Below are 21,241 nucleotides of genomic sequence, written 5' to 3' on the forward strand. Positions count from 1 at the left end.
CGGGTCGCTCTGCATCGGCGGCGTCACGTACATGCGCACACCCTATAGCGTCGGGAGGTGCGGGCGGACCACTTCGCTGGGAAGCCGCGGACTGTTCACGCTGGCGGACGCGCAGCACGACCAGCTGGTCCCGCGCGGAACTGCTGATGGCCTGCGAGTTGACGGCACCGTGTTCTTGCAAGGCGAGTCAGCCGTGCGGCGTCGAGGTCGGCGTCGGTGGCCGGCTGAGGGACGAGTGAGGTCATTGGGCACCGCCACCGTCGAGCAGCAGTACGTGGCGTTCAGCGAGGGACTGGTGCAGCAGTGCCATGGTGTAGATCAGGATCGTGTCGTAGGCGCGGGCTGCGACCAGTAGCACCCGATCACCGTGGTGCAGGTGGTAGCGGGCGCGCAGCGGCGCGGGGATCACGAGTTGGCATGTGGTGGGGACGCTGAACACGCCGCGTGGGTCGCGTTGGATGATCACCGCGCCGGCGGTGGCCGTGATGGTCAGTGTCTGACCGGCTTCCCAGCCCATCGCCTCGACGAATGATTGGTCACGCACCCGGCCGGACGCGTCGACCTTGCCGATCGTGTAGATCATCGGGACCTTCGCGGGCCCGGTCTCCACATCGACTACAGGGAGAGGTCCCCGCTGAGCTGGCTCGGCGTCGGCCGCCCCCTCTCCACGCGCCGGAAGCGCCAGCGGAGACACCAGGTGATCGCTCATGACACACCCACTCGGGGGCGTGGAGCGCGACGACTACGGCGAAATCTGGTGACGTACGTCACCAGATCTGGATGAGGGGCTGTGCCGCTCTGGGCCTCTGGGACGCCGCCCAGGGTCTGAGTGACCGCTCAGCGTGTCTGAGGACCTGCAAAACACGGGATTCAGAGCGTGATTGTGTGTCCGAGGGGGGACTTGAACCCCCACGCCCATTAAGGGCACTAGCACCTCAAGCTAGCGCGTCTGCCATTCCGCCACTCGGACCTGCTGAGAAGAGAGTATACGGTCTGTGACGCCCGTTTTCAGGTGGGGTCGGGTGTGTCGCCGGGGGTACCGCTGGAAAGATCTTCCGGCTGGGCAGTGGTAGGAATGATCGGTGACCGAACCGAACCTGATCGATACAGCTGCGGCCGAAGCTGTGACGCTGACCAGCGAGTTGATCCGCATCGACACCACGAACACCGGTGATCCCGACACGTTGGTGGGGGAGCGGCAGGCCGCCGAATATGTGGCGGAGAAGCTCTCCGACGTGGGCTACGAGATCAACTACGTCGAGTCCGGTGGCAAGAATCGACACAACGTGATCGTGCGGTTGCCGGGGGCTGATCGTGAGCGCGGGGGGTTGCTGATCCACGGGCATCTCGACGTGGTGCCGGCGGACGCCTCGGAGTGGTCGGTGCATCCGTTTTCGGGGGCGGTCCAGGACGGGTACGTGTGGGGCCGGGGTGCGGTCGACATGAAGGGCATGGTCGGGATGACCTTGGCCCTCGCGCGGCACTACAAGCAGCACAACATCGTGCCGCCGCGTGACCTCGTGTTCGCGTTCGTCGCCGACGAGGAGGCCGGTGGGCAGTTCGGGGCGCAGTGGCTGGTCGACAACAAGCCTGAGCTGTTCGAGGGGGTCACCGAGGCGATCAGCGAGGTCGGCGGGTTCTCGATCACGTTGAAGGACGACGTGCGGGCTTACCTGATCGAGACCGCGGAGAAGGGCATCCGCTGGATGAAGCTGCGGGTCCGGGGGACCGCCGGGCACGGGTCGATGATCCATCGGGACAACGCCGTCACCAAGCTGTCCGAGGCGGTCGCGAAGCTGGGGAACCACCGGTTCCCGATCGTGCTCACCGACTCGGTGCGGGAGTTCCTGGCCGGCGTCACCGAGATCACGGGGTGGGACTTTCCTGAAGACGACCTCGAGGGTTCGGTCGCGAAGCTGGGGAACATCTCGCGCATGATCGGCGCGACGCTGCGGGACACGGCCAACCCGACGATGTTGACCGCGGGCTACAAGTCGAACGTGATTCCGTCGTTCGCCGAGGCCGCTGTTGACTGCCGGATCCTGCCTGGGCGCCTGGAGGCCTTCAACAAGGAGCTGGACGAGATCCTCGGGCCCGACATCGAGAAGGAGTGGATGGAGCTCCCGCCGGTCGAGACCACCTTCGACGGCGCACTGGTGGACGCGATGACGGCGGCGGTGCTGGCCGAGGACCCGGGCGCGCGCACGTTGCCGTACATGTTGTCCGGCGGTACGGACGCCAAGGCGTTCCAGGGGCTGGGGATTCGCAACTTCGGGTTCGCGCCGCTGAAACTGCCCGCGGACCTGGACTTCTCGGCGTTGTTCCACGGTGTCGACGAGCGGGTTCCGGTGGACGCGCTCGAGTTCGGCGTGCGGGTGCTGGACAGGTTCCTGCGCTCGTCCTGACGAAGAAGGGCCGCACGGCGGATTGACGGATTCGCCGTGCGGCGTCACCTTGGTGGGCCAGTGGGAAAAATTCACACCATCGAGGGGACATCGTGGTCTCGTTCACGCGCATCCTGGTCGTCGTCTGCACCGCGACGGCGCTGCTGGTCGCACCTGCTCAAGCCGCGCCGCCAGGGGCGAAGGACGTCACGGCGACGCTCTTCGAGTGGCGTTTCGACTCCGTCGCCCGCGAGTGCACCAATGTGCTGGGGCCGCGTGGCTACGGGTTCGTGGAGGTATCTCCTGCTCAGGAGCATATTCAGGGCTCGCAGTGGTGGACGTCGTATCAGCCCGTGGGCTATTCGATCGCGGGCAGGCTCGGAGATCGGGCGTCGTTCAAGCGCATGATCGACACCTGTCACGCCGCGGGTGTCGGCGTCATCGCGGACGCGGTGATCAACCACATGTCCTCGGGGTCCGGCACCGGAACCGGCGGCAGCCAGTACTCGAAGTACGACTACCCGGGCTGGTACCAGACGCAGGACTTCCACTCGTGCCGCCAGCCGATCACCGACTATGGCAACCGCGACAACGTCCAGGGCTGCGAGCTCGTCGGGCTCTCCGACCTCGACACCGGCAGCGACTACGTCCGTGGCCGGATCGCCGGGTACCTCAACGACCTCGATTCGCTCGGGGTCGACGGCGTCCGGGTCGACGCGGCGAAGCATGTGGCGGCCGGAGATCTGGCGGCGATCCGGTCCAAGCTGAGCAACCCGGGCAAGTTCTGGGCGCAGGAGGTCATCTACGGCGGCGGCGAGGCCGTCCAGCCCGGCGAGTACCTCAACACCGGCGACGTCGACGAGTTCCGGTACGCCACCAGTCTCAAGTCGACCTTCAGCGGCGGCAGGCTGGCTGACCTCAGCCAGTTCGGCGAGGCCTGGGGCTTCGTCAGCGGCGGAAAGGCCCGCGCGTTCGTCGACAACTGGGACACCGAGCGCAACGGCTCCACCCTCAACCGCACCTACGGCTCGACGTACACCCTCGCCAACGTCTTCATGCTGGCGTGGCCGTACGGCTCGCCGAACGTGTACTCCGGCTATTCCTACGGCGGCGCGGACGACGGCCCGCCCAACGGCGGCACGGTCAACGCCTGCTTCAGCGACGGCTGGACGTGCCAGCACGCCTGGCGCCAGATCGCCAACATGGTCGCCTTCCGCAACGCCGTCGCGGGCACCGGCGTGACGAACTGGTGGTCCGACGGCGTCAACGGCATCGCGTTCGGCCGTGGCAGTGCCGGATACGTCGCCATCAACCGGGGGACTGGCTCGCTCACGCGCACCTTCCAGACGTCGTTGCGCGCGGGCAGCTACTGCGACGTCCAGCACGCTGACCCCGGCTCGGGCTGTGCGGACAGCATGTACACGGTCGGCGCCGACGGCACGTTCACCGCCACCGTCGGCGCGGGAGACGCCGTCACGCTCTATTCAGGGGCCTAGCCGGGAGTAGACCGGGATCCGGTTCAGCGGCGCGTCCGCGCGCAGACGGGTGCCACCGGGGTATTCCTGGTCCGTGGCGGTGTCGACCCAGGAGGCACCGAGCGGCAGGTAGACCTCACGCTCGACGGCGCCCGGGCGCAGGACCGGAGCGATGAGCACGTCCGGGCCGAGCAGGAACTGGTCGTCGACGTCCCACGCCTCCGGGTCCTCGGAGAAGTCGACGAACAGCGGGCGCATCGGCGGGATGCCCCGCTCGTGGGCGACACGCATCTGCTCCATGAGGTAAGGCCGGAGACGTTCACGCCGGCGCAGCGATTCTTCGATCAGGACAAGCGCTTCCTCGCCGTAGGCCCACACCTCGTTCGGGCCGCCGGTCATCTCCGGCCCGAAGTCCGCGCGTGGATCGCGGAAGCCGTGGAGCCGGAACAGCGGGCAGAACACGCCGTACTGGAGCCACCGGATCATCAGCTCGCGATACTCCGGCGAGTCGGGGTCGCCACCGTGGAAACCGCCGATATCCGTGGTCCACCAAGGGATTCCCGACACCGCGACGTTCAGCCCTGCCCGCACCTGCGCCTGCAGCGACTCCCAGGTGGGCCCGATGTCGCCGGACCACAGTGCTGCGCCGTAACGCTGACTCCCGGCCCACGCGGAGCGGCTGAGCGACACGACCTCGTCGTCGCCCTCGGCGAGCATGCCCTCGTAGAACCCCTGGGCGTGCGCCATCGAGTACAGGTTGAAGACCTCGGCGCCGGGACCGGCGTGGAAACGCAGGTTCTGCGGGTGTCCTGGCTGGATCTCCGGCTCGCAGCCGTCGAGCCACCAGGTGCGGATTCCCTTGTCGTAGTAGTTCTGCTTGACCTTCGCCCAGAGGAATTCGCGCGCTTCGGGATCGGTGGCGTCGTAGAAGGCGACGGGCATTTCGGCGTCGAAACCCTTGTCCCGCCAGGGCGCGTGCTTCGGCAGGCCTGGCTCGGTGCCGACGAGCAGGCCTTCGGTGAGCAGCTTCTGGTAGTTCTCCGACAGCGGGCTGACCGTCGGCCAGATCGAAACCATGAGTTTCACGCCGAGCTCGTCCAGTTCAGTCGTCATCGCTTCGGGATCGGGCCACTCGGCGGGATCGAAGCGCCAGTCGCCGAGATGGGCCCAGTGGAAGAAGTCCGCGACGATCACCGACAGCGGCAGCCCGCGCCGCTTGTACTCGCGGGCGACGCCGAGCAGCTCTTCTTACGTGCGGTAGCGCAGTTTCGACTCCTTTTCGGCGACCACAACCCCGGCGGCCGGCTCACTCAGACCTGGTATGCCGACGACGCTGAACTGCCGAACATCCTCGACTACGACATCTCCAAGACCGGCATGACCTACCAGTACTTCCGCGGGAAACCGTTGTGCCCCTTCGGATACGGCCTGAGCTACACGTCGTTCCAGTACGGCGACGCGAAGCCGATCACCAAGGCGGACGGCAGGATCGAGAGCAGCGTCAAGGTGACCAACACGGGGAACCGCGCGGGTTCCGACGTCGTCGAGTTGTACTCCAGTGCCGGGGATTCCCGGGCGCAGCAACCGATCAAGCAGCTCCGGGCCTTCCAGTAGGTGAACCTCAAGCCGCACGAGACCACCACGGTGAAGCTGAGTGTCGCAGCCTCGGATCTCGCCTTCTGGGACGTCACCAGGAGCAGATCGGTGGTGGAGAACGGGTTCTACGACTTCTCCGTCGGCCGTTCCGCCACGGACATCAAGACGACCAGCCGAGTGTTCGTCGCCGGGGAAACCATCCCACCACGCGATCTGGGCAAAACGACCCTCGCCGAGAACTTCGACGACTACCAGGGCATCGCCCTGACCGACCGCAGCAAGGTGAGCGGGACTTCGGTCGCCGCCAAGGCCGGAAGCTGGGTGTCCTATCGGGACGTACGACTCACGGGCCGGGAACGCGAAGTGGTGGTGTCAGCGGCGAAAGCGGGCGCTGGCGACACGCGGATCACGGTTCGGTCCGGCTCAGGTGATCAGACCGGGCAAACCGGTCGAGGTCGCGGTGCGCTTGCGCCGCAGCCAGATCCGCCTGGTGCCGTCGGAGTACAGCCGGACGGTGGAAAGCTCCCACCCGGCGAACTCCGCGTGGATGGAGAGCTGGGTGGCGGCCGCCCGCCTGGACACGCCGGCCGGTATCTGCAGGCGGCGGTACTCCCAATCCCCTTCGACCACCGCCTCGTCAACACTCGTCACGGTGAGATCACCTGTGTCCCTTCTCCGGCGGCCGAGCCGACGACCACACGGCCGGTCTGCTCGTCGACGGTAACCGAGTTGGGCTGGCGCACGGTGGCGAAGCGATACTTTTCGGTCGGCTCACCACCGCGGATGTCGAATCCGACAACCTCGTTGCGTTCGGTCAGCGTTACCCACGCCAGACTGCGCGGGGCGTCATAGGCGATGCTGTACGCGCCGCCCGGGACCGGGTACCGCTGGCGCATGAGCAGGGGATCAGTGGAGAAAGCCAGCAGCGCGCTCTCGCGGGTGTCGGTGACCAGGACACGTCCGAAGGAGTCGGCGACGGCGTTCGTCGCGCCGTCGCCCGCGCGGAGGCCTTCGGCGACCTTGCCGCCGGCGACGTCGACCTTGAACAGCGCGGTGCGCAGCTTGTCGAGCACCACCGTGCCGTTGCCGCTGGTCAGGACGTCGTCAGCGCTGTAGAGCTGGCCGGTGATGGTCTTGGTGAGCTTGTCGCCGTCGAACACCTCGACGGCCTTGCGATCGCGGACCGCGACCAGCGTCCGGCCACCGGCCGCGCGCGCCGACGCGGGCTGCCCGTCGACGGCCAGCGTGGTGAGCTCACCACCCGGCAGGCTGATCTTCGCCACCTGCGCCTTGCCGGGCACAGTCGCGAGAAGCTGCCCAGGGGACGTCGAGAGCCGTTCGACCTCGCCGGGAAGTGCGACCGTCTTGGGCGCGGCGTCGAGCGCATCGAGGTTGTAGAGCAGTACCGACGGCGGCTCGGCGACGGCGACGGCCAGTGTCCGCGATGCCGGATCGGTCGCCAGCGCGGTCACCGAAGACGTGCTGACGAGCTTGCCCACCGGGGGAGCCGACGGCGCGGGGGAGAGCGGCGCTGTCGCGGCCACCGGGTTGGCGACGACCTGCAGGTCGTCGGTGGGTTTACCGTCCGGCGCGCAGCCGGACACGAGCAGGATCGCTACCAGCGATACGGCGGCGAACCGACGCACGGTCGGGCCTCCCGGCTGTTGTTTACGGACGGTCATGAACAGCATCCTCCACGATCGCCGAGTCGTCACGTGTGTGTCACCTGGCAGTCACGTTCGTCACTCGAACAGTTATTGCGCCGGCCCCAATTCGGGATAGCGGAACTCGACGGCGCTGACGTCGTCCAGCGCCGATTTGATGGCCGTGGGCAGCGTGATCAGCTCCGCCGCCAGTGAGCCCGTGAGCTGCCCGGTGTCGCGCGCTCCGACGATCGGCGCGACGACGCCTGGCCGGTCCCGCACCCACGCCAGCGCGACGGCCAGCGGGGACGTCCCGAGTCCGTCCGCGGCCGTGACGACGGCTTGGACGATCCTCGCCGCGCGCTCGGTCCGGTGGTGGTCGACGTAGCCCGCGTACGTCGGCGACGCGCCACGCGAGTCGGCCGGAGTGCCCGAGCGGTACTTGCCGGTGAGCACCCCGCGGCCCAGCGGCGCCCAGGAGAGCAGGCCGAGGCCGTGGTAGGCGGCCGACGGCACGAGCTCACGTTCGATTCCACGTTCCACCAGCGAGTACTCCGCCTGGGTGGACACGATCGGGAAGGTGGTGGGACTGCTCACGGCCGTCGCGAGCTGCCAGCCGGTGTAGTTGGAAACGCCCGCGTAGCGCACCTTGCCGCTGGTGACGGCGTAATCCAGCGCGGAGAGGGTCTCCTGCAGCGGGACCGTCGCGTCCCAGGCGTGCAGCTGCCACAGGTCCAGGTGATCGACACCGAGCCGCCGCAGCGAACCGTCCAAAGCGGACAGGAGAGCGCCACGGGAGGCACCGCCGCCGAACGGTCCTTCGGTGCGCCTCGCGACGGCCTTGGTCGCCAGGACGATGTCCTCGCGGGGGACGAGATCACCCAGAAGTGAGCCCAGTACCCGCTCGCTTTCGCCGCCGGCATAGATATCGCCGGTGTCGACGAGCGTTCCGCCGGCGTCGACGAAGGCGACCAGCTGGCTCGCCGCCTCCTCCGAGTCGGTGTCGTCGCCCCAGGTCATCGTGCCCAGGCCCAGGCGGGAGACACGCAGTCCCGAGCGGCCGAGTTGTCGCTTTTCCACGGCGGCCGAGCCTAGTCGTTAGGTGCCCCGGACGTTGACGCAAGGCCGCGAGTGTCGCGATCTTGGTCCCCATTAGTGTCTGCGAACGTGCGACTCGGACTCAATCTCGGTTACTGGGGTGCCGGAAACGACGCCTCCAATCTGGCCCTGGCGCAGGAAGCCGATCAGCTCGGCTACGCGGTCGTGTGGGCGGCGGAGGCCTACGGCTCCGACGCGGCGACGGTCCTGTCCTGGATAGCGGCGCAGACCACCCACATCGACATCGGCAGCGCGGTCTTCCAGATCCCCGCGCGGACCCCGGCCATGACGGCGATGACCGCCGCGACGCTCGACACCTTGTCCGGCGGCCGGTTCCGGCTCGGTCTCGGCGTGTCGGGCCCGCAGGTGTCGGAGGGCTGGCACGGCGTGCGGTTCGGCTCGCCGCTCGGCCGCACCCGCGAGTACGTCGAGATCGTGCGGACGGCCCTGCGCCGCGAGCGCGTCCGCTTCGACGGCAAGCACTTCCAGCTTCCGCTCCCCGACGGCCCTGGCAAGGCGCTCGCGCTGACCGTGCACCCGGTCCGCGAGCACATCCCGATCTACCTCGCCGCGGTCGGCCCGCGCAACCTCGAACTGACCGGCGAGATCGCCGACGGCTGGTTGCCGGTGTTCTTCTCCCCGGACCACGCCGCCGGGCAGCTCGCGCAGATCCGCGCCGGCGCCGAGAAGGCGGGCCGTTCGCTCGACGGGTTCGACGTCGTCCCGACCGTGCCGCTGGTACCGGGTGACGACTGGAAGGCCTGCGCCGACAGCGTGCGCGCGTACGCGGCGCTCTACCTCGGCGGGATGGGCAGCCGGGACAAGAACTTCTACAACCAGCTCGCCGTGCGGATGGGTTTCGCCGACGAAGCCGCCGAGGTCCAGGAGAAGTACCTGGCCAAGGATTACGCGGGCGCGATGGCCGCCGTCCCGCTCGAGTTCGTCGACGCCACGTCGCTGCTCGGCCCCAAGGAAAGGATCGCGGAGCGCATGACGGCGTTCGCCGAAGCCGGGGTGACCACGTTGACCGTGGCGCCTTCTCTCCCCGAGCCGTCGCAGTCGAGTGCCGCGCTGCGCACCGCCGTCGAGGCGTTCGAGCTGGCGGGGGTCGCCTGATGGGCTGGTTCGAAGCCATGGTGCTGGGCCTGGTCCAGGGCCTCACCGAGTTCCTGCCGATCTCGTCGAGCGCGCATCTGCGCATCACCGCCGCGCTGGCGGGCTGGGACGACCCGGGCGCGGCGTTCACCGCGGTCACCCAGATCGGCACCGAGCTCGCGGTGATCCTGTACTTCTCGAAGAAGATCGGCCAGATCCTCGTCGCGTGGTTCTACTCGCTGTACAAAAAGGACTGGCGCAGTCACCCGGACGCCCGGCTCGGTTGGCTGATCATCGTCGGCTCGATGCCGATCGTGATCCTCGGCTTGCTGTTCCAGAACGACATCGACCACACCTTCCGCGACCTGCGGCTCACCGCCACGATGCTCATCGTGTTCGGCATCATCCTGCTGATCGCCGACCGCGTCGGGAAGCAGGAGCGCATCCTCGACGACCTCTCGGTCAAGCACGGCCTCGGTTTCGGGTTCGCGCAGGCGTTGGCGCTGATCCCGGGCGTCTCGCGCTCCGGTGGCACGACGAGTGCCGGGCTGCTCATGGGGTACACCCGCGCGGAGGCCGCCGAGTACTCGTTCCTGCTGGCGCTGCCCGCGGTGTTCGGCTCGGGCCTCTACAAGCTGACCGACATCGGCAAGGACGGCCAGACCGCGCAATGGGGGCCGACGATCCTGGCGACGATCATCGCCTTCGCCGTCGGGTACGTCGTGATCGCGTGGCTGATGGCGTTCATCAAGACCAAGAGCTTCGTGCCGTTCGTGATCTACCGGCTCGCCCTCGGCGTGCTGCTGTTCGTGCTGATCTTCGCGGGCGTCCTGGACCCGAACGCGGGCCCCGCCATCTGACGCGGCTCGGCCGGTGATCGTGATCCACGTAGGGTGGGGCTCGTGAGTACCGTCATTCTGCTGCGGCACGGCAAGTCCACCGCGAACGGCTCGGGCATCCTCGCCGGCCGGACCCCCAAGGTGAATCTCGACGAGACCGGCCGCGGCCAGGCGGAGGCGCTGGTCGAGCGGCTGTCCGTGGTGCCGCTGGCCGAGCTGCTGGTCTCGCCGCTGCTGCGCTGCAAGCAGACCGTCGGGCCGCTGGCCGCGGCCCGTTCGCTGAGCAAGCTGGTCGAGCCGCGCCTGTCCGAAGTGGACTACGGCGACTGGACCGGTCGTGAGCTGAAGACGCTGTTCAAGGAGCCGTTGTGGCGGGTGGTCCAGGCCCACGCCTCGGCCGCGGTCTTCCCTGGCGGTGAAGGGCTGGCCGCCATGCAGGCCCGCGCCGTCGCCGCGGTGCGGGAGCACGACGCCCGGATCACCGCCGAACACGGCGACGACGCCGTCTGGCTCCTGTGCAGTCACGGCGATGTCATCAAGTCGCTGCTCGCCGACGCGCTGGGGCAGCATCTCGACTCGTTCCAGCGGATCGTGGTGGACCCGGCGTCGATTTCCGTGGTCCGCTACACCGAAACCCGCCCGTTCGTCCTGCGCGTCAACGACCACGGCGGCGACCTCGCCGGCATCGTGCCGCCGAAGCCGAAACCCAAGCGTGGCAAGTCGAAGACCGCCGCGAGTTCCAGTGATGCCGTGGTAGGCGGCACAACGGGCAAATAGCGCCACCCGCCGGGACCTACTGAGGCTTGACGGTCCGCCAGTAAGGTGGCCGGTAGACCATTGGGGTGTCGACGAACCAGGAGCACGGCCATGATTTCGCAGGACAACCCGTTCGCCACTTCGAGCGAGCTGCCGTACGCCCTGCCGCCGTTCGATCGGATCACCGACGAGCACTACCTCCCGGCGTTCGAAGCCGGGCTGGCCGAGCAGGTCGCCGAGATCGAGACGATCACCGAGAACCCCGAGCCGCCGACGTTCGAGAACACCGTCGTCGCGCTGGAACTCTCCGGACGGCTGCTGTCGCGTGTCGCGAGCGTCTTCTACAACCTCGCGGGCTCCGACAGCAACGACGCCATCCACGAGCTGCAGGCCGAGTTCGCGCCGAAGTACGCCGCCCATCACGACGCGATCTACCTCAACGAGCAGTTGTTCGCGCGGATCAACGACCTGTACCAGCGTCGTGAAGCCCTGGAGCTGGACGCCGAGTCCTCGTGGCTGCTGGAGCGGTACCACACCGATTTCCAGCGCGCCGGCGCCGGTTTGCCCGAGGCGGACCAGCAGCGCCTGCGGGAGCTCAACGCCGAACTCTCCACGCTGAGCACACAGTTCAGCCAGAACCTGCTCAAGGACACCAACGAGCTGGCCGTGGTCGTCGAGGATGTCTCCGAGCTGGCCGGTCTGTCGGCCGACTCGATCGCGGCGGCGGGGGAGGCGGCGGCCTCGCGCGGCGAGGACGGCAAGTACGTGCTCAACCTGATCCTGCCGACGTCGCAGCCGTCGCTCGCGGCGCTGGAGAAACGCGAGATCCGCGAACGGCTCTTCACCGCGTCGGTGTCGCGCGGCAACCGGGACAACGAGTTCGACAACAAGGAGACGCTCTCGCGCACCGCCGCGCTGCGTGCCGAGCGTGCCGCGCTGCTCGGGCACCCGCACCACGCCGCGTACGTGATCTCGGACGAGACGGCCCGCACCGCCGAAGCCGCTGTCGGCCTGCTCGAACGTCTCGCACCCGCCGCGGTGGCCAACGCCAAGGCCGAGGCCGAGGAGTTGCAGACCCTCCTCGAAGCCGACGAGCCCGGCGCGACACTGCGCCCGTGGGACTGGTCGTTCTACGCCGATCGCGTGCGGCGTGACCGCTTCGACGTCGACGCGACGGCGCTCCGGCCGTATTTCGAGCTCAACCGCGTCCTGCTCGACGGTGTCTTCTTCGCCGCGAACAAGTTGTACGGGCTCACCTTCACCGAGCGCCACGACCTGCCCAAGTACCACCCCGAGGTCCGGATCTTCGAGGTCTTCGACGTCGACGGCGCCGGGCTCGGGCTGTTCCTCGGTGACTACTACACCCGCGATTCCAAGCGCGGCGGCGCGTGGATGAACACCTTTGTCGACCAGTCCGATCTGTTCGGCACGCACCCGGTCGTGGTGAACAACCTGAACATCGCGCGGCCGCCGGCGGGGGAGCCGACGCTGTTGACCTTCGACGAGGTCATCACCGCGTTCCACGAGTTCGGGCACGCGCTGCACGCGCTGGTCTCCGACGTGCGGTTCCCGACGTTCTCCGGCACCAACGTGCCGCGTGACTTCGTCGAGTACCCGTCGCAGGTCAACGAGATGTGGATGCTGTGGCCGGAGGTGCTCGCCAACTACGCGAAGCACCATGAGACCGGTGAGGCGCTCCCGCAGCCGCTGGTCGACAAGCTGCTGGCGTCGCAGCTGTATGGCGAGGGCTTCGCGACCACCGAGTACCTGGCGGCTTCGCTGCTGGACCAGGCGTGGAACGGGCTCGGCGTCGACGACGAGATCGGTGACGTCCAGCGGTTCGAGACGGCGGCGCTGGAGAAGGCCGGTGTGGCCCTGTCGAGCATCCCGCCGCGGTACCGGAGCACGTACTTCGCGCACATCTTCAGCGGCGGTTACGGCGCGGGCTACTACTCCTACATCTGGAGCGAGGTGCTCGACGCGGACACCGTCGACTGGTTCAAGGAGAACGGTGGCCTGACCCGGGAGAACGGGGACCATTTCCGGCGTGAGCTGCTGGGCAGGGGAGGGGCGGTCGATCCGATGGTGGCGTTCCGCAACTTCCGGGGCCGCGATCCCGAGATCGAGCCGCTGCTCAAGCGCCGGGGCCTCGCCGGAGCGTAAAAACCTTACGCACCAACGAAGCGGCGCTGTCGTAAGTCAAGTGTATAACGACCTATACAGCGCCGCTTCGGCGAAAATGCCCCCGCTCACCTCATGCTCCCCACTTCAGTTTTAGACAAAACCCGCCCGGACGCCGAAGACCGCCATCTGTCGACAGATGGCGGTCCTTTGGTTCCTAAGAGATCACGTGATGTCGACATCTCGCGCTGGGGGTAGGGCGTTCGCGGCGAGCAGGCGGGGGAGCAGGTCGCGTTCCGTTGTCAGGGCACGGAAAGCAAGACCGATGGTGACGTCGTGGTCCGGTCGGTGCACGACGTCGACCGAGTCGCCGGCGCGGACGGTGCCGGGCGTGATCACCCGGAGGTAGGCGCCGGGAATGGCCCGCTGGGTGAACGTTTTCACCCAGCCGCGTTCGTCGAGCCACTTCGCGAAGACGCTGCAGGGAATGCGGGGAACCGAGACCTCCAGCACCAGTTGCTCGCCGATCCGCCAGCGCTCGCCGATCAACGCGTTCGTGACGTCGATTCCAGTGGTGGTCAGGTTTTCACCGAACATGCCGTCGGTCAGCGGCTTGCCGAGCTGGGCGGCCCACAGGTCGAGATCCTCGCGGGCGTAGGCGTACACGGCCTGGTCGTCGCCGCCGTGATGCTTGAGCTTGTGGATCCGGTCGCCGACCAGCCCGCTGCCGCCGATGCCCTTGGGGCCGGGCGCGCGGACTTCGACGGGCTCGGTGACGGGCCGTTTGTCGATGCCGGTTCGGGCGCCGGCGGTCGTGCTGAGGTTCACAGACTTGATCAAGGGCACGAGATCGACCCTACTGGCGGCGACGGTCTTCCCCTAACCGGTTTTCGGCCGAAGACCGCGATCCGTCACGACTTGAGGGGGAGGGCCAGCCGTTCCGCGGCGCGCACGACCCAGGCTCGGCGGCGGGTGTGCTCATCCTGGTCCGCCGGGTCGGCGCCGGTGAGCATCTGGGCGAGCTGGGGTACCGAACTCCACCACGCGGCCAGCCCGATGAGCATGAACACGAAGTACGCGGGGTCGAAGTCGTCGTCGAGGATCCCGTCGCGTTGTGCGGCGGCGACGGCCCGCACCTTGTCCTGGTAGTGGGCGGTGCGCTTCGCTTCGTCGGCGACGGGCCCGCCGGTCAGGCCTTCCCACTGCAGCAGGCGGGCCAGTTCGGGGTGGGCGGCGTGGTAATCGAAGGTGCGCCCGGCGAATTCCCCGATGTCGCTGAACCCCGCCGCGGGCGGGGTGACGGCGGCGGCCAGTTTCTCCAGTTCCTCGGCGAGCACAGACTCGAAGAGGGCCTGTTTGTCGCCGAAGTACTTGTACAGACGTTCTTTGTTGATGCCGGCGCGTTCGGCGATCCGGGCCATGGTCGTGCCGTCGGGTCCGCGTTCGGCGAACTCGACCACCGCGGCTTCCTTGAGCCGTCGGCGGGTTCCTTCGGTGTCCCAGGCCATGGCTCCACTTTAGCCGTCTTCCAACCTCAACGTTGCGGTTGCCGTCCGCCGGGACTAGTGTCGAAACTGCAACTCCACCGTTGGAGTTGCTAGTTCGATCGAAAGAGGTCGCAGGATGAAGATCGATATCGCGGGCAAGGTCATCGTGGTGACCGGTGCCGCCCAGGGGATCGGACGCACACTGGCCCTCGGGCTCGCCGCCGACGGCGCCCGGGTCGTGGTGCTCGCGCGGGACCGTAAGCGAGCTCAGCTGGTGGTGGAGGAGATCGAAGCACTCCCTGACGCCCCGGCCGCGCTCGCCATCGAAGCCGACGTGAGCGACGAGGCCGCGGTGGCCGAGGCCGCCGCCGAGGTGGAGTCCGCCTGGGGTCAGGTCGACGCGCTGATCAACAACGCCGGATGGATGCCGCCCCGCAACCCGGTACTGGAGACGGACGTCTCTGTGCTCGAACGCGTGCTGCACTCGAACGTCATCGGCAGTTTCCTGACCACCAAATACTTCGCGCCGCTGATGATCCGCGGTGGAGGTGGCCGGATCATCTACCTTTCGAGCGCCGCGAGTGTCCAATCAGGACCGGGCATGGCCGCTTACGGCGGTTCCAAGGCCGCCGTCAACATCCTGTCCAACGTCGTGCACCAGGAGTTGGCCAACGACGGAATCCGGACCATCGCCCTCGCACCCGGATTGACTGTCACCCCCGGGATGCGCGAGATCGTCACCGACGCGCATGTCGAGCGGGTCGCCGCGCATTACCCCGGCGGAAGGCTCGGTCAGCCCGAGGACCTGCTCGGGCTGACCGCCTTCCTGTGCAGTGACCTGGCCGATCACATCTCGGGCAGTGTCATGTTCGTCCGGCCGCCGATCAACGGCTAGGCGCTGTCCGCAGGCAGAAGTCGAGTCGCTCACTCGCATCGACGTCGTCCTCGGTCGCCAGTACCGTGCGGTAGTCCGTCGCGGCGTCGGCGTAGCGGCCGGCTTCCTCGAACACGATCGCCCGGTTGAAGCGGATCTCGGGTCCGTCCGCGAGTTCGACGGCGCGGTCGAAGTCCTCGATGGCACCGACGAAGTTGCCCGCCTCGTATCGGAGTTGCCCGCGCACAGCCCAGGCTTCGGCCAGTTTGGCGTTGTGCCCCACCGCGAGCGCCAACGCTTCTTCGGCGGCGACGAGTTCGCCTTGCTCTGCCAGAAGCTTTCCCTTGAGGCTCAAGAGATGGGCGTTGGCGGGCGCCAATTCCAGTCCGGCGGTGACGTCCGCCCAGGCGCCGTCGTGGTCGCCGAGATCGCACCGGACACCGGCCCGGTTGAGGTAGCCCTCGACGTGAGCGGGATCGAGCTGCAGGACACGCTCGTAGGCGATCAGCGCGCCCTCGATGTCGCCGAGTTCCACACGGGTGTCGGCGATGTTGTAGTACACCTCGGGCATCGGCGGCGACAACGGCAGTACGCGGAGGTAGGACGCCAGAGCTTCCTCGTGGCGGCCCAGTTTCCGCAGCACGTTGCCGATGTTGAAGTGGTGCTCGGGGAAATGCGGGTCGAGTTCCATCGCCGCGGTGAAGTCCGCCAGGGCGTCCTCAGGCCTTCCTGTCATGTCGAAGACCTGCGCGCGGTTGTAGCGCAGTACGGAGCGGTGCAGCAGATGCTCGTCGGGCTTGAGTTCACTGTCCAATTTGGCCATACCGTCTTCGAGCAGCCGCAACGCCTCGCCCGGGTTTCCCTGGCGTACTTCGATCAGGGCGAGGCCGTTACGGTTGAAGACGGAGTAGAACGAGCGGTGGGTCGGGACGTCCAGTCCGGCGGCGAGCGCGATCGAGAGGTTCATCCACGCCCGGGCCTGCTGGAAATCCCGCCTGGTTTCGGTGAAATGCCGGGCGTACAACATCGCCGTGCCGTAGGCGAGTTGCATGTGGACGATGGGGTCGATGGACGACGCGCGGGCGTCGTCGTAGATCGCGAGCGACTCGTCGGCTCGGCCCATGGTGGCCAGCGAAATGCTGGCGCCTTCGGTGAAATGCCACCACAGCTTGGATTCGCCGGCCATGTCGAGCAGGTTGCGGCCGCGCGAGCCCAGGTCTGCCGACGCGTGGTAGAGCCCGACCTTCCGGCAGTGGTTCATCGCGTGTTCGAGCGCGTTGACACCATCGGTGTCCGGGTTACTGCCGTGTTCGGCGTGGTACGGGATCGCACCCAGGGAAAGGGAACGCTCGCCGATGTCCCGCAGCGCGGCGAGCCGGTCGTCGTGCAACGCGGCGCGCGCTGGCGGCGAGAGTTCGGCGTAAGCGGCGAGCAGACGAGGATCGTCGCTGGTGCTGTCGGTGTCGACGTACAGGCGCGCGAGATCGCCTTCGACGTCCGCGATGATCGGCTCTATCGGGCCTTCGACGAGCTCGGCGTACTTGACGAGGTTGTCGGCGAGCAGCACAGGTGGCTCCCCGCCAGGCGCCGGGATCGGCTCGACACCGGTGCCGACGACCACGGTCAACTCCGGGAGATCGGTGCGCCGCAACAGGATCGCGAGGAACTCCTGGTCGGTCGGGTCGGCGTGGTGGGCGTTCTCGACGAGCAGCGTCCGTGGCCCGCCGCCGAGCGCCCGGAGGTACACACCCAGGAGATCGGCCAGGCCGTTGGCGACGTACAGCGTGTGCAGCCGCGAGTAGAACCGGGTGCGTTCCTCGTCGCTGACCGTCCACTCGAGCGTGTCCCACACCTGCGGCACCGCGTCCGCGAGCTCGGGCGCCGCGGTGGTGATCTCGATGTTGAACTGGGCCGCGAGCTCCGGACACCGGTCGAACGCGTCGTCCACGATCGCCCGGATCAGCGTCCCAGCCGCCGTGAACGGTCCGCGCAGACGCCGATGCGCGTCGATCTCCGCCAGGATCGGTGGCAGGTCGAGACCGGCGACCAGGGCTTCCCGCTCGCCGCGCAGAGGGGCTTTGATCCAGTAGTGCTGATTCACGCCGAGCGTCCTTTCACGCGGTGACATGGTGGTACTGCGGGCTTTGCCGCCGGCGGCGCCGGTCGCGCAGGGCGATCAACACGACGAAGGCGGACGGCAGGATGGAGAAGGTCAGGAAGACCGCGGAGTCGAGCACCTGCAGGCCGCTGTACGCGTTGTCGGCGAAGAATCGGCTCAGCACTCCGGTGAACATCTTGATCGCCAGCGGCGCCAGCGCGATGACGAACGTCGTGAGGCTGACGGTGTACCCGGCGAGGATCAGCCACGAGTACCAGCGGGCGACCTTGCGATCGACCGGGTGCCACGTCGACTCGTCGTGCAGTTTCGCGCGGCGGCCGAGCAGGCGGTTGAAGTGGTTCGCGAGCGTCCGTTTGGCTGTGGTGTGCAGGTCCACGCAGCCGAGCACGGTGCTGACCAGTGCGTACAGATCGGTGCGGAGGTACAGCGAGAACTGCCACAGGACGCGCAGAAAGATGCTGAACGCGACGGCCAGGCAGAACCGCGCACCGACGGTCGATGAGCCGTCGGCGGCTCGCATGAGGTCCGCGGCGATGGTGAAGACCGAGATCATCACGACGTCGGCGAGCATTCCGGCGAGGATCGGCAGGTAGCGCTGCCGCCGGGGGACCGTCACCAGGCTGTCCATCGAGGTTTCCAGTACCAGGAAGTAGAACCGGCGCCCGATGCTGAGCTTGGACGGCAGGCCAAGGCGTCGCCCGGCGAGTGCGTGGAAGCTTTCGTGCAGCAGCAGGAGCGGGATCGCGGCCACGAACAGCGTCGCCTGGATGACGGTGTAGTAGTCGGTGAAGAAGATGTTGTGGAAGGTCGGCAGCAGCTGCGGCGAGCGCGCCATGAGGACCAGCGACCACGCCACGATCAGTCCGTAGGCGATCCAGGCCGGGACGGAGAACAGCGCCTTGCCCAGGTGTTGCCAGCGCACGACGACCTTGGCGGGTTCGGTCTGGTCGCCGTGGTGGAGGAAACCGAGTTCGTCGAGGCCTTCGAGCATGTCTTCGATGTCGACCGGTTCGCCGTACTCCTGCTCGTACCAGCGCACGGTGTCCTGTGGGGTGACGCCGTCTTCGAGTTTGCGGACCAGTGCGGCGCCGTCGGGGGAGAGGACCGCGTAGGACTCGATGTCGTGGCGCCCGACCGTGACGTCGTTACCGTCTTCGAGGTACACCAGCGGGTGCAGGATGACCGGCTGCCCGAGGTCGAACCGGGTTTCTACGGCCGGGCCAAGCACTTCGGCATCACTCATCGCCGCACCTTTCCGCGCCGCTGCCAGGGACAAGAGGTGCGGTGGGCCGGGCAGGTTCAGGTGTCCGGCCCACCGCGTCGACTCAGGCCGGCTTGACCGGAGTCGTGTAGGTCGAGCAAGCGGCCGCGGTGAGGCGAACCGAACCGGCCTTGCGGATCGTGATCTTCTTCATCTTGGGCTTCATTGCAGTACCTCCTGGCATGGTTGGGGCATACCACCTGGCCGGGACGGGTCGTCCGGACAGGGCGAGAAGCGTTTCCGGGCACACGAGTCGGACCGGACGATTCCACGGCCGGGACAATTCGGGGATTGCCCGTTCGGGGAGTGGAGCGTCCGGGGAGAAAAGCTGGATTCCGGCAGGTGAACCAGGGGAGTGGTCCTCGCCAGGAGAACACTATGGGCGGGATAAAGAGATCACAATGTGTAGTTCTGTCAGTTCTGAGCACCGAATTTACCGAACATGAAGTGCGGTCTTACCTCGCCGAATTACCTAATCCATTGGATACCTTTTAGTGTATAACGACCTATACGGCGACGGTAATTCGAAAATATTGTAGGCCATTCAGCCGCACAACTCACCTTTAAAGAAGCATCTGCCGGAAGGGTCCACCAAGCCCGGCGACACCAAAAGGCCCCTGGGGAAACGATCTCCCCAGGGGCCTTTTGGTCATGGACTAGATGAGGCCGAGCTGCTTCACGGCGTCACGCTCTTCGGCGAGCTCCTGCACGGAGGCGTCGATGCGCGCGCGGGAGAAGTCGTCGATTTCCAGGCCCTGGACGATCGAGTACTTGCCACCTGCAGCGGTGACCGGGAACGAGGAGATCAGGCCCTCGGGTACGCCGTACGAACCGTCGGACACGACCGCGGCGGAGGTCCAGTCGCCTTCCGGGGTGCCGTTGACCCAGGTGTGGACGTGGTCGATCGCCGCGGAGGCGGCGGAAGCGGCGGAGGAGAGCCCACGGGCCTCGATGATCGCCGCGCCGCGCTTGGCGACGGTCGGGATGAAGGTGTCGGCGAGCCAGGCCTGGTCGTTGACGACCTCGGCGGCGTTCTTGCCGCCGACCTCGGCGTGGAAGATGCTCGGGTACTGGGTGGCGGAGTGGTTGCCCCAGATGGCGAGCTTCTTGATCTCGGTGACCGGCACGCCGAGCTTCTTGGAAAGCTGGGCCAGCGCGCGGTTGTGGTCGAGGCGGGTCATCGCGGTGAAGCGCTCGGCCGGGACGTCGGGGGCGTGCGCCTGCGCGATGAGGGCGTTGGTGTTGGCCGGGTTGCCGACCACGAGGACCTTGATGTCCGAGGCGGCGCCGGCGTTGATGGCCTCGCCCTGCGGCTTGAAGATGCCACCGTTGGCCTCGAGCAGGTCACCGCGCTCCATGCCCTTGGCGCGGGGGCGGGCACCGACGAGCAGTGCGACATTGGCGCCTTCGAAGGCCTGCTTGGCGTCGTCGAAGATGTCGATGCCGGACAGGAGCGGGAACGCGCCGTCGTCGAGTTCCATCGCGGTGCCCTCAGCCGCCTTGACCGCCTGCGGGATCTCGAGGAGCCGCAGCTTCACCGGGGTGTCCGGGCCGAGCAGCTGACCGGACGCGATGCGGAACAGCAGCGCGTAGCCGATCTGGCCGGCAGCACCGGTGACGGTGACGTTGACAGGGGCTTGGGTCATGGGGTTCTCCTGCAGACGACGATGGCTAGTACCTGCGATGCTATCCGGCTCCGCCCACGCCGATCGGGTGCGTCCTGTCACTGTGTGACGTACCGGGGTCGCGGTAGTCCTCGGGAAAAACGGGCGGATATGCCTGACCTGCAGTGATCCAGGCGTCTGGCAAGCCTCAGGATTGTGTTGTGGCGAAGTCGGTGTGCGCCTGGGCGACGGCGCCGGGGTGGGCCTGCCGCTTCTCGTGTTCGGCCAACGCGCGGTAGATGCTGTGATTTCCCTTGCGGGCCGCGGCGTTGAGGCCTTCGAGGGTGGCTTCGCGGATGTTCTCGGCCATCGCGGCGAAGAACGCGAACAGCACCCGCCCGGTGCCGGACGGGTCGTAAATCCCGGTCAGCGGCCCGGCGAGCATCTCCAGCGCGATGCCGTGCGCGGTGAGGTGGTCGGCCAGGGCGGTGAGCTCGGCGGAGTCGCGGCCGAGGCGTTTCATCTCTTGGCGCTGTTGATCGGGGCTGTTCGCCCTGGCCAGTGTCTGGAGCGTCAAGCGCTCACAGCGGACCCGCACCACGAAAAGTCGGTCAGGGGCGTGCGGTCCGCACTGTCCAGGCGCGCTAGTTCGCGTGCCGACTCGGCCAGGCTCGTGAACAGCGGCAGCGCCATGTCGACGCCGGCCTCCCAGCCGTTTGGCTGTTTGGGACCGACGTTGGGGCAAGACCAGCCCTGCCGCTGCGCCGGCCAGTGCCACCACACCACTGCATGTGCCCCCCAGCGGTGACCCGGCGGCATGCTCAGCCTGAAAGATCGAAAATTGTGATGGGGGGTTGTCGATTCCGACTATCGTCGTTCGACGCGTAGT

General features: G+C 67.4%; 17 protein-coding genes, 1 tRNA gene and 2 pseudogenes. 8 read left to right on the plus strand and 12 right to left on the minus strand.

Going from position 1 to position 21,241, the window contains the following annotated elements:
- Positions 1-241: 241 nt before the first annotated feature.
- Both VGP60_RS20895 and VGP60_RS20900 read right to left on the minus strand, forming a co-directional pair.
- Positions 242-583: a hypothetical protein gene (locus VGP60_RS20895; protein WP_327549729.1), complete on the minus strand. Its 342-nt coding sequence runs from the start codon at positions 581-583 to the stop codon at positions 242-244.
- 303 nt (positions 584-886) lie between these two features.
- Positions 887-970 (minus strand) — tRNA-Leu (locus VGP60_RS20900).
- A gap of 112 nt (positions 971-1,082) precedes the next feature.
- On the opposite strand from VGP60_RS20900, the gene VGP60_RS20905 reads away from it, so the two are divergent.
- Together VGP60_RS20905 and VGP60_RS20910 are read left to right on the plus strand one after the other, a co-directional pair.
- Positions 1,083-2,405, plus strand: coding sequence for a M20/M25/M40 family metallo-hydrolase (locus tag VGP60_RS20905; protein ID WP_327549730.1), 1,323 nt, complete (start codon positions 1,083-1,085; stop codon positions 2,403-2,405).
- 92 nt (positions 2,406-2,497) lie between these two features.
- On the plus strand, positions 2,498-3,880 hold the full coding sequence (locus tag VGP60_RS20910) for an alpha-amylase family protein (RefSeq protein ID WP_327549731.1): 1,383 nt from the start codon (positions 2,498-2,500) through the stop codon (positions 3,878-3,880).
- Here VGP60_RS20910 and VGP60_RS20915 read toward each other — a convergent pair.
- Positions 3,869-5,179: pseudogene (locus VGP60_RS20915) on the minus strand (TIM-barrel domain-containing protein); the annotation flags it as partial. The gene VGP60_RS20910 and the pseudogene VGP60_RS20915 overlap by 12 nt on opposite strands.
- A gap of 294 nt (positions 5,180-5,473) precedes the next feature.
- Here VGP60_RS20915 and VGP60_RS20925 point away from each other — a divergent pair.
- Positions 5,474-5,596: pseudogene (locus tag VGP60_RS20925) on the plus strand (fibronectin type III-like domain-contianing protein); the annotation flags it as partial.
- Between the two features lie 282 nt (positions 5,597-5,878).
- Here VGP60_RS20925 and VGP60_RS20930 read toward each other — a convergent pair.
- The 3 genes from VGP60_RS20930 to VGP60_RS20940 form a co-directional block, all read right to left on the minus strand.
- Positions 5,879-6,106: a DUF5703 family protein gene (locus VGP60_RS20930; RefSeq protein ID WP_327549732.1), complete on the minus strand. Its 228-nt coding sequence runs from the start codon at positions 6,104-6,106 to the stop codon at positions 5,879-5,881.
- Positions 6,103-7,101: a hypothetical protein gene (locus VGP60_RS20935; protein ID WP_327549751.1), complete on the minus strand. Its 999-nt coding sequence runs from the start codon at positions 7,099-7,101 to the stop codon at positions 6,103-6,105. Before VGP60_RS20935 ends, VGP60_RS20930 begins: the two co-directional genes overlap by 4 nt.
- A 108-nt stretch (positions 7,102-7,209) precedes the next feature.
- The gene (locus VGP60_RS20940; RefSeq protein ID WP_327549733.1) at positions 7,210-8,178 is read right to left on the minus strand and encodes an aldo/keto reductase; all 969 of its coding nucleotides are present in this window, start codon (positions 8,176-8,178) and stop codon (positions 7,210-7,212) included.
- 87 nt (positions 8,179-8,265) lie between these two features.
- On the opposite strand from VGP60_RS20940, the gene VGP60_RS20945 reads away from it, so the two are divergent.
- The 4 genes from VGP60_RS20945 to VGP60_RS20960 all read left to right on the plus strand — a co-directional run bounded on the left by VGP60_RS20945 (position 8,266) and on the right by VGP60_RS20960 (position 13,049).
- Positions 8,266-9,312, plus strand: a complete 1,047-nt coding sequence (locus VGP60_RS20945; protein WP_327549734.1) for an LLM class F420-dependent oxidoreductase — start codon at positions 8,266-8,268, stop codon at positions 9,310-9,312.
- Entirely contained in the window at positions 9,312-10,151 is an 840-nt protein-coding gene (locus VGP60_RS20950) for an undecaprenyl-diphosphate phosphatase (RefSeq protein WP_327549735.1), read from the plus strand. The genes VGP60_RS20945 and VGP60_RS20950 overlap by 1 nt, the downstream gene beginning before the upstream one ends.
- 42 nt (positions 10,152-10,193) lie before the next feature.
- On the plus strand, positions 10,194-10,907 hold the full coding sequence (locus VGP60_RS20955) for a histidine phosphatase family protein (RefSeq protein WP_327549736.1): 714 nt from the start codon (positions 10,194-10,196) through the stop codon (positions 10,905-10,907).
- Between the two features lie 90 nt (positions 10,908-10,997).
- Positions 10,998-13,049: a M3 family metallopeptidase gene (locus VGP60_RS20960; RefSeq protein ID WP_327549737.1), complete on the plus strand. Its 2,052-nt coding sequence runs from the start codon at positions 10,998-11,000 to the stop codon at positions 13,047-13,049.
- A 183-nt stretch (positions 13,050-13,232) separates the two neighbouring features.
- Here the strand turns inward: VGP60_RS20960 and VGP60_RS20965 are convergent, their stop codons facing one another.
- Complete coding sequence (locus VGP60_RS20965) at positions 13,233-13,853, minus strand: MOSC domain-containing protein (RefSeq protein WP_327549738.1); 621 nt, start codon at positions 13,851-13,853, stop codon at positions 13,233-13,235.
- A 65-nt stretch (positions 13,854-13,918) separates the two neighbouring features.
- On the minus strand, positions 13,919-14,515 hold the full coding sequence (locus VGP60_RS20970; protein ID WP_327549739.1) for a TetR family transcriptional regulator: 597 nt from the start codon (positions 14,513-14,515) through the stop codon (positions 13,919-13,921).
- A 115-nt stretch (positions 14,516-14,630) separates the two neighbouring features.
- Between VGP60_RS20970 and VGP60_RS20975 the strand changes: the two genes are divergently transcribed.
- Positions 14,631-15,389 carry an SDR family oxidoreductase gene (locus VGP60_RS20975; RefSeq protein ID WP_327549740.1) on the plus strand — a complete coding sequence of 253 codons (759 nt, stop codon included), beginning with the start codon at positions 14,631-14,633 and terminating at the stop codon, positions 15,387-15,389.
- Here the strand turns inward: VGP60_RS20975 and VGP60_RS20980 are convergent.
- From VGP60_RS20980 to VGP60_RS20995, 4 genes are all read right to left on the minus strand, one after another.
- Complete coding sequence (locus VGP60_RS20980; protein WP_327549741.1) at positions 15,379-17,469, minus strand: tetratricopeptide repeat protein; 2,091 nt, start codon at positions 17,467-17,469, stop codon at positions 15,379-15,381. The genes VGP60_RS20975 and VGP60_RS20980 overlap by 11 nt on opposite strands.
- A 13-nt stretch (positions 17,470-17,482) precedes the next feature.
- Complete coding sequence (locus tag VGP60_RS20985; protein WP_327549742.1) at positions 17,483-18,730, minus strand: hypothetical protein; 1,248 nt, start codon at positions 18,728-18,730, stop codon at positions 17,483-17,485.
- A 674-nt stretch (positions 18,731-19,404) separates the two neighbouring features.
- Positions 19,405-20,394, minus strand: coding sequence for a malate dehydrogenase (locus VGP60_RS20990; protein WP_327549743.1), 990 nt, complete (start codon positions 20,392-20,394; stop codon positions 19,405-19,407).
- 166 nt (positions 20,395-20,560) lie between these two features.
- On the minus strand, positions 20,561-20,929 hold the full coding sequence (locus VGP60_RS20995; protein ID WP_327549744.1) for a recombinase family protein: 369 nt from the start codon (positions 20,927-20,929) through the stop codon (positions 20,561-20,563).
- Positions 20,930-21,241 lie beyond the last annotated feature (312 nt).

The sequence above is a fragment of the Amycolatopsis sp. genome, from assembly GCF_036008905.1.
Classification (GTDB): Bacteria; Actinomycetota; Actinomycetes; order Mycobacteriales; family Pseudonocardiaceae; genus Amycolatopsis.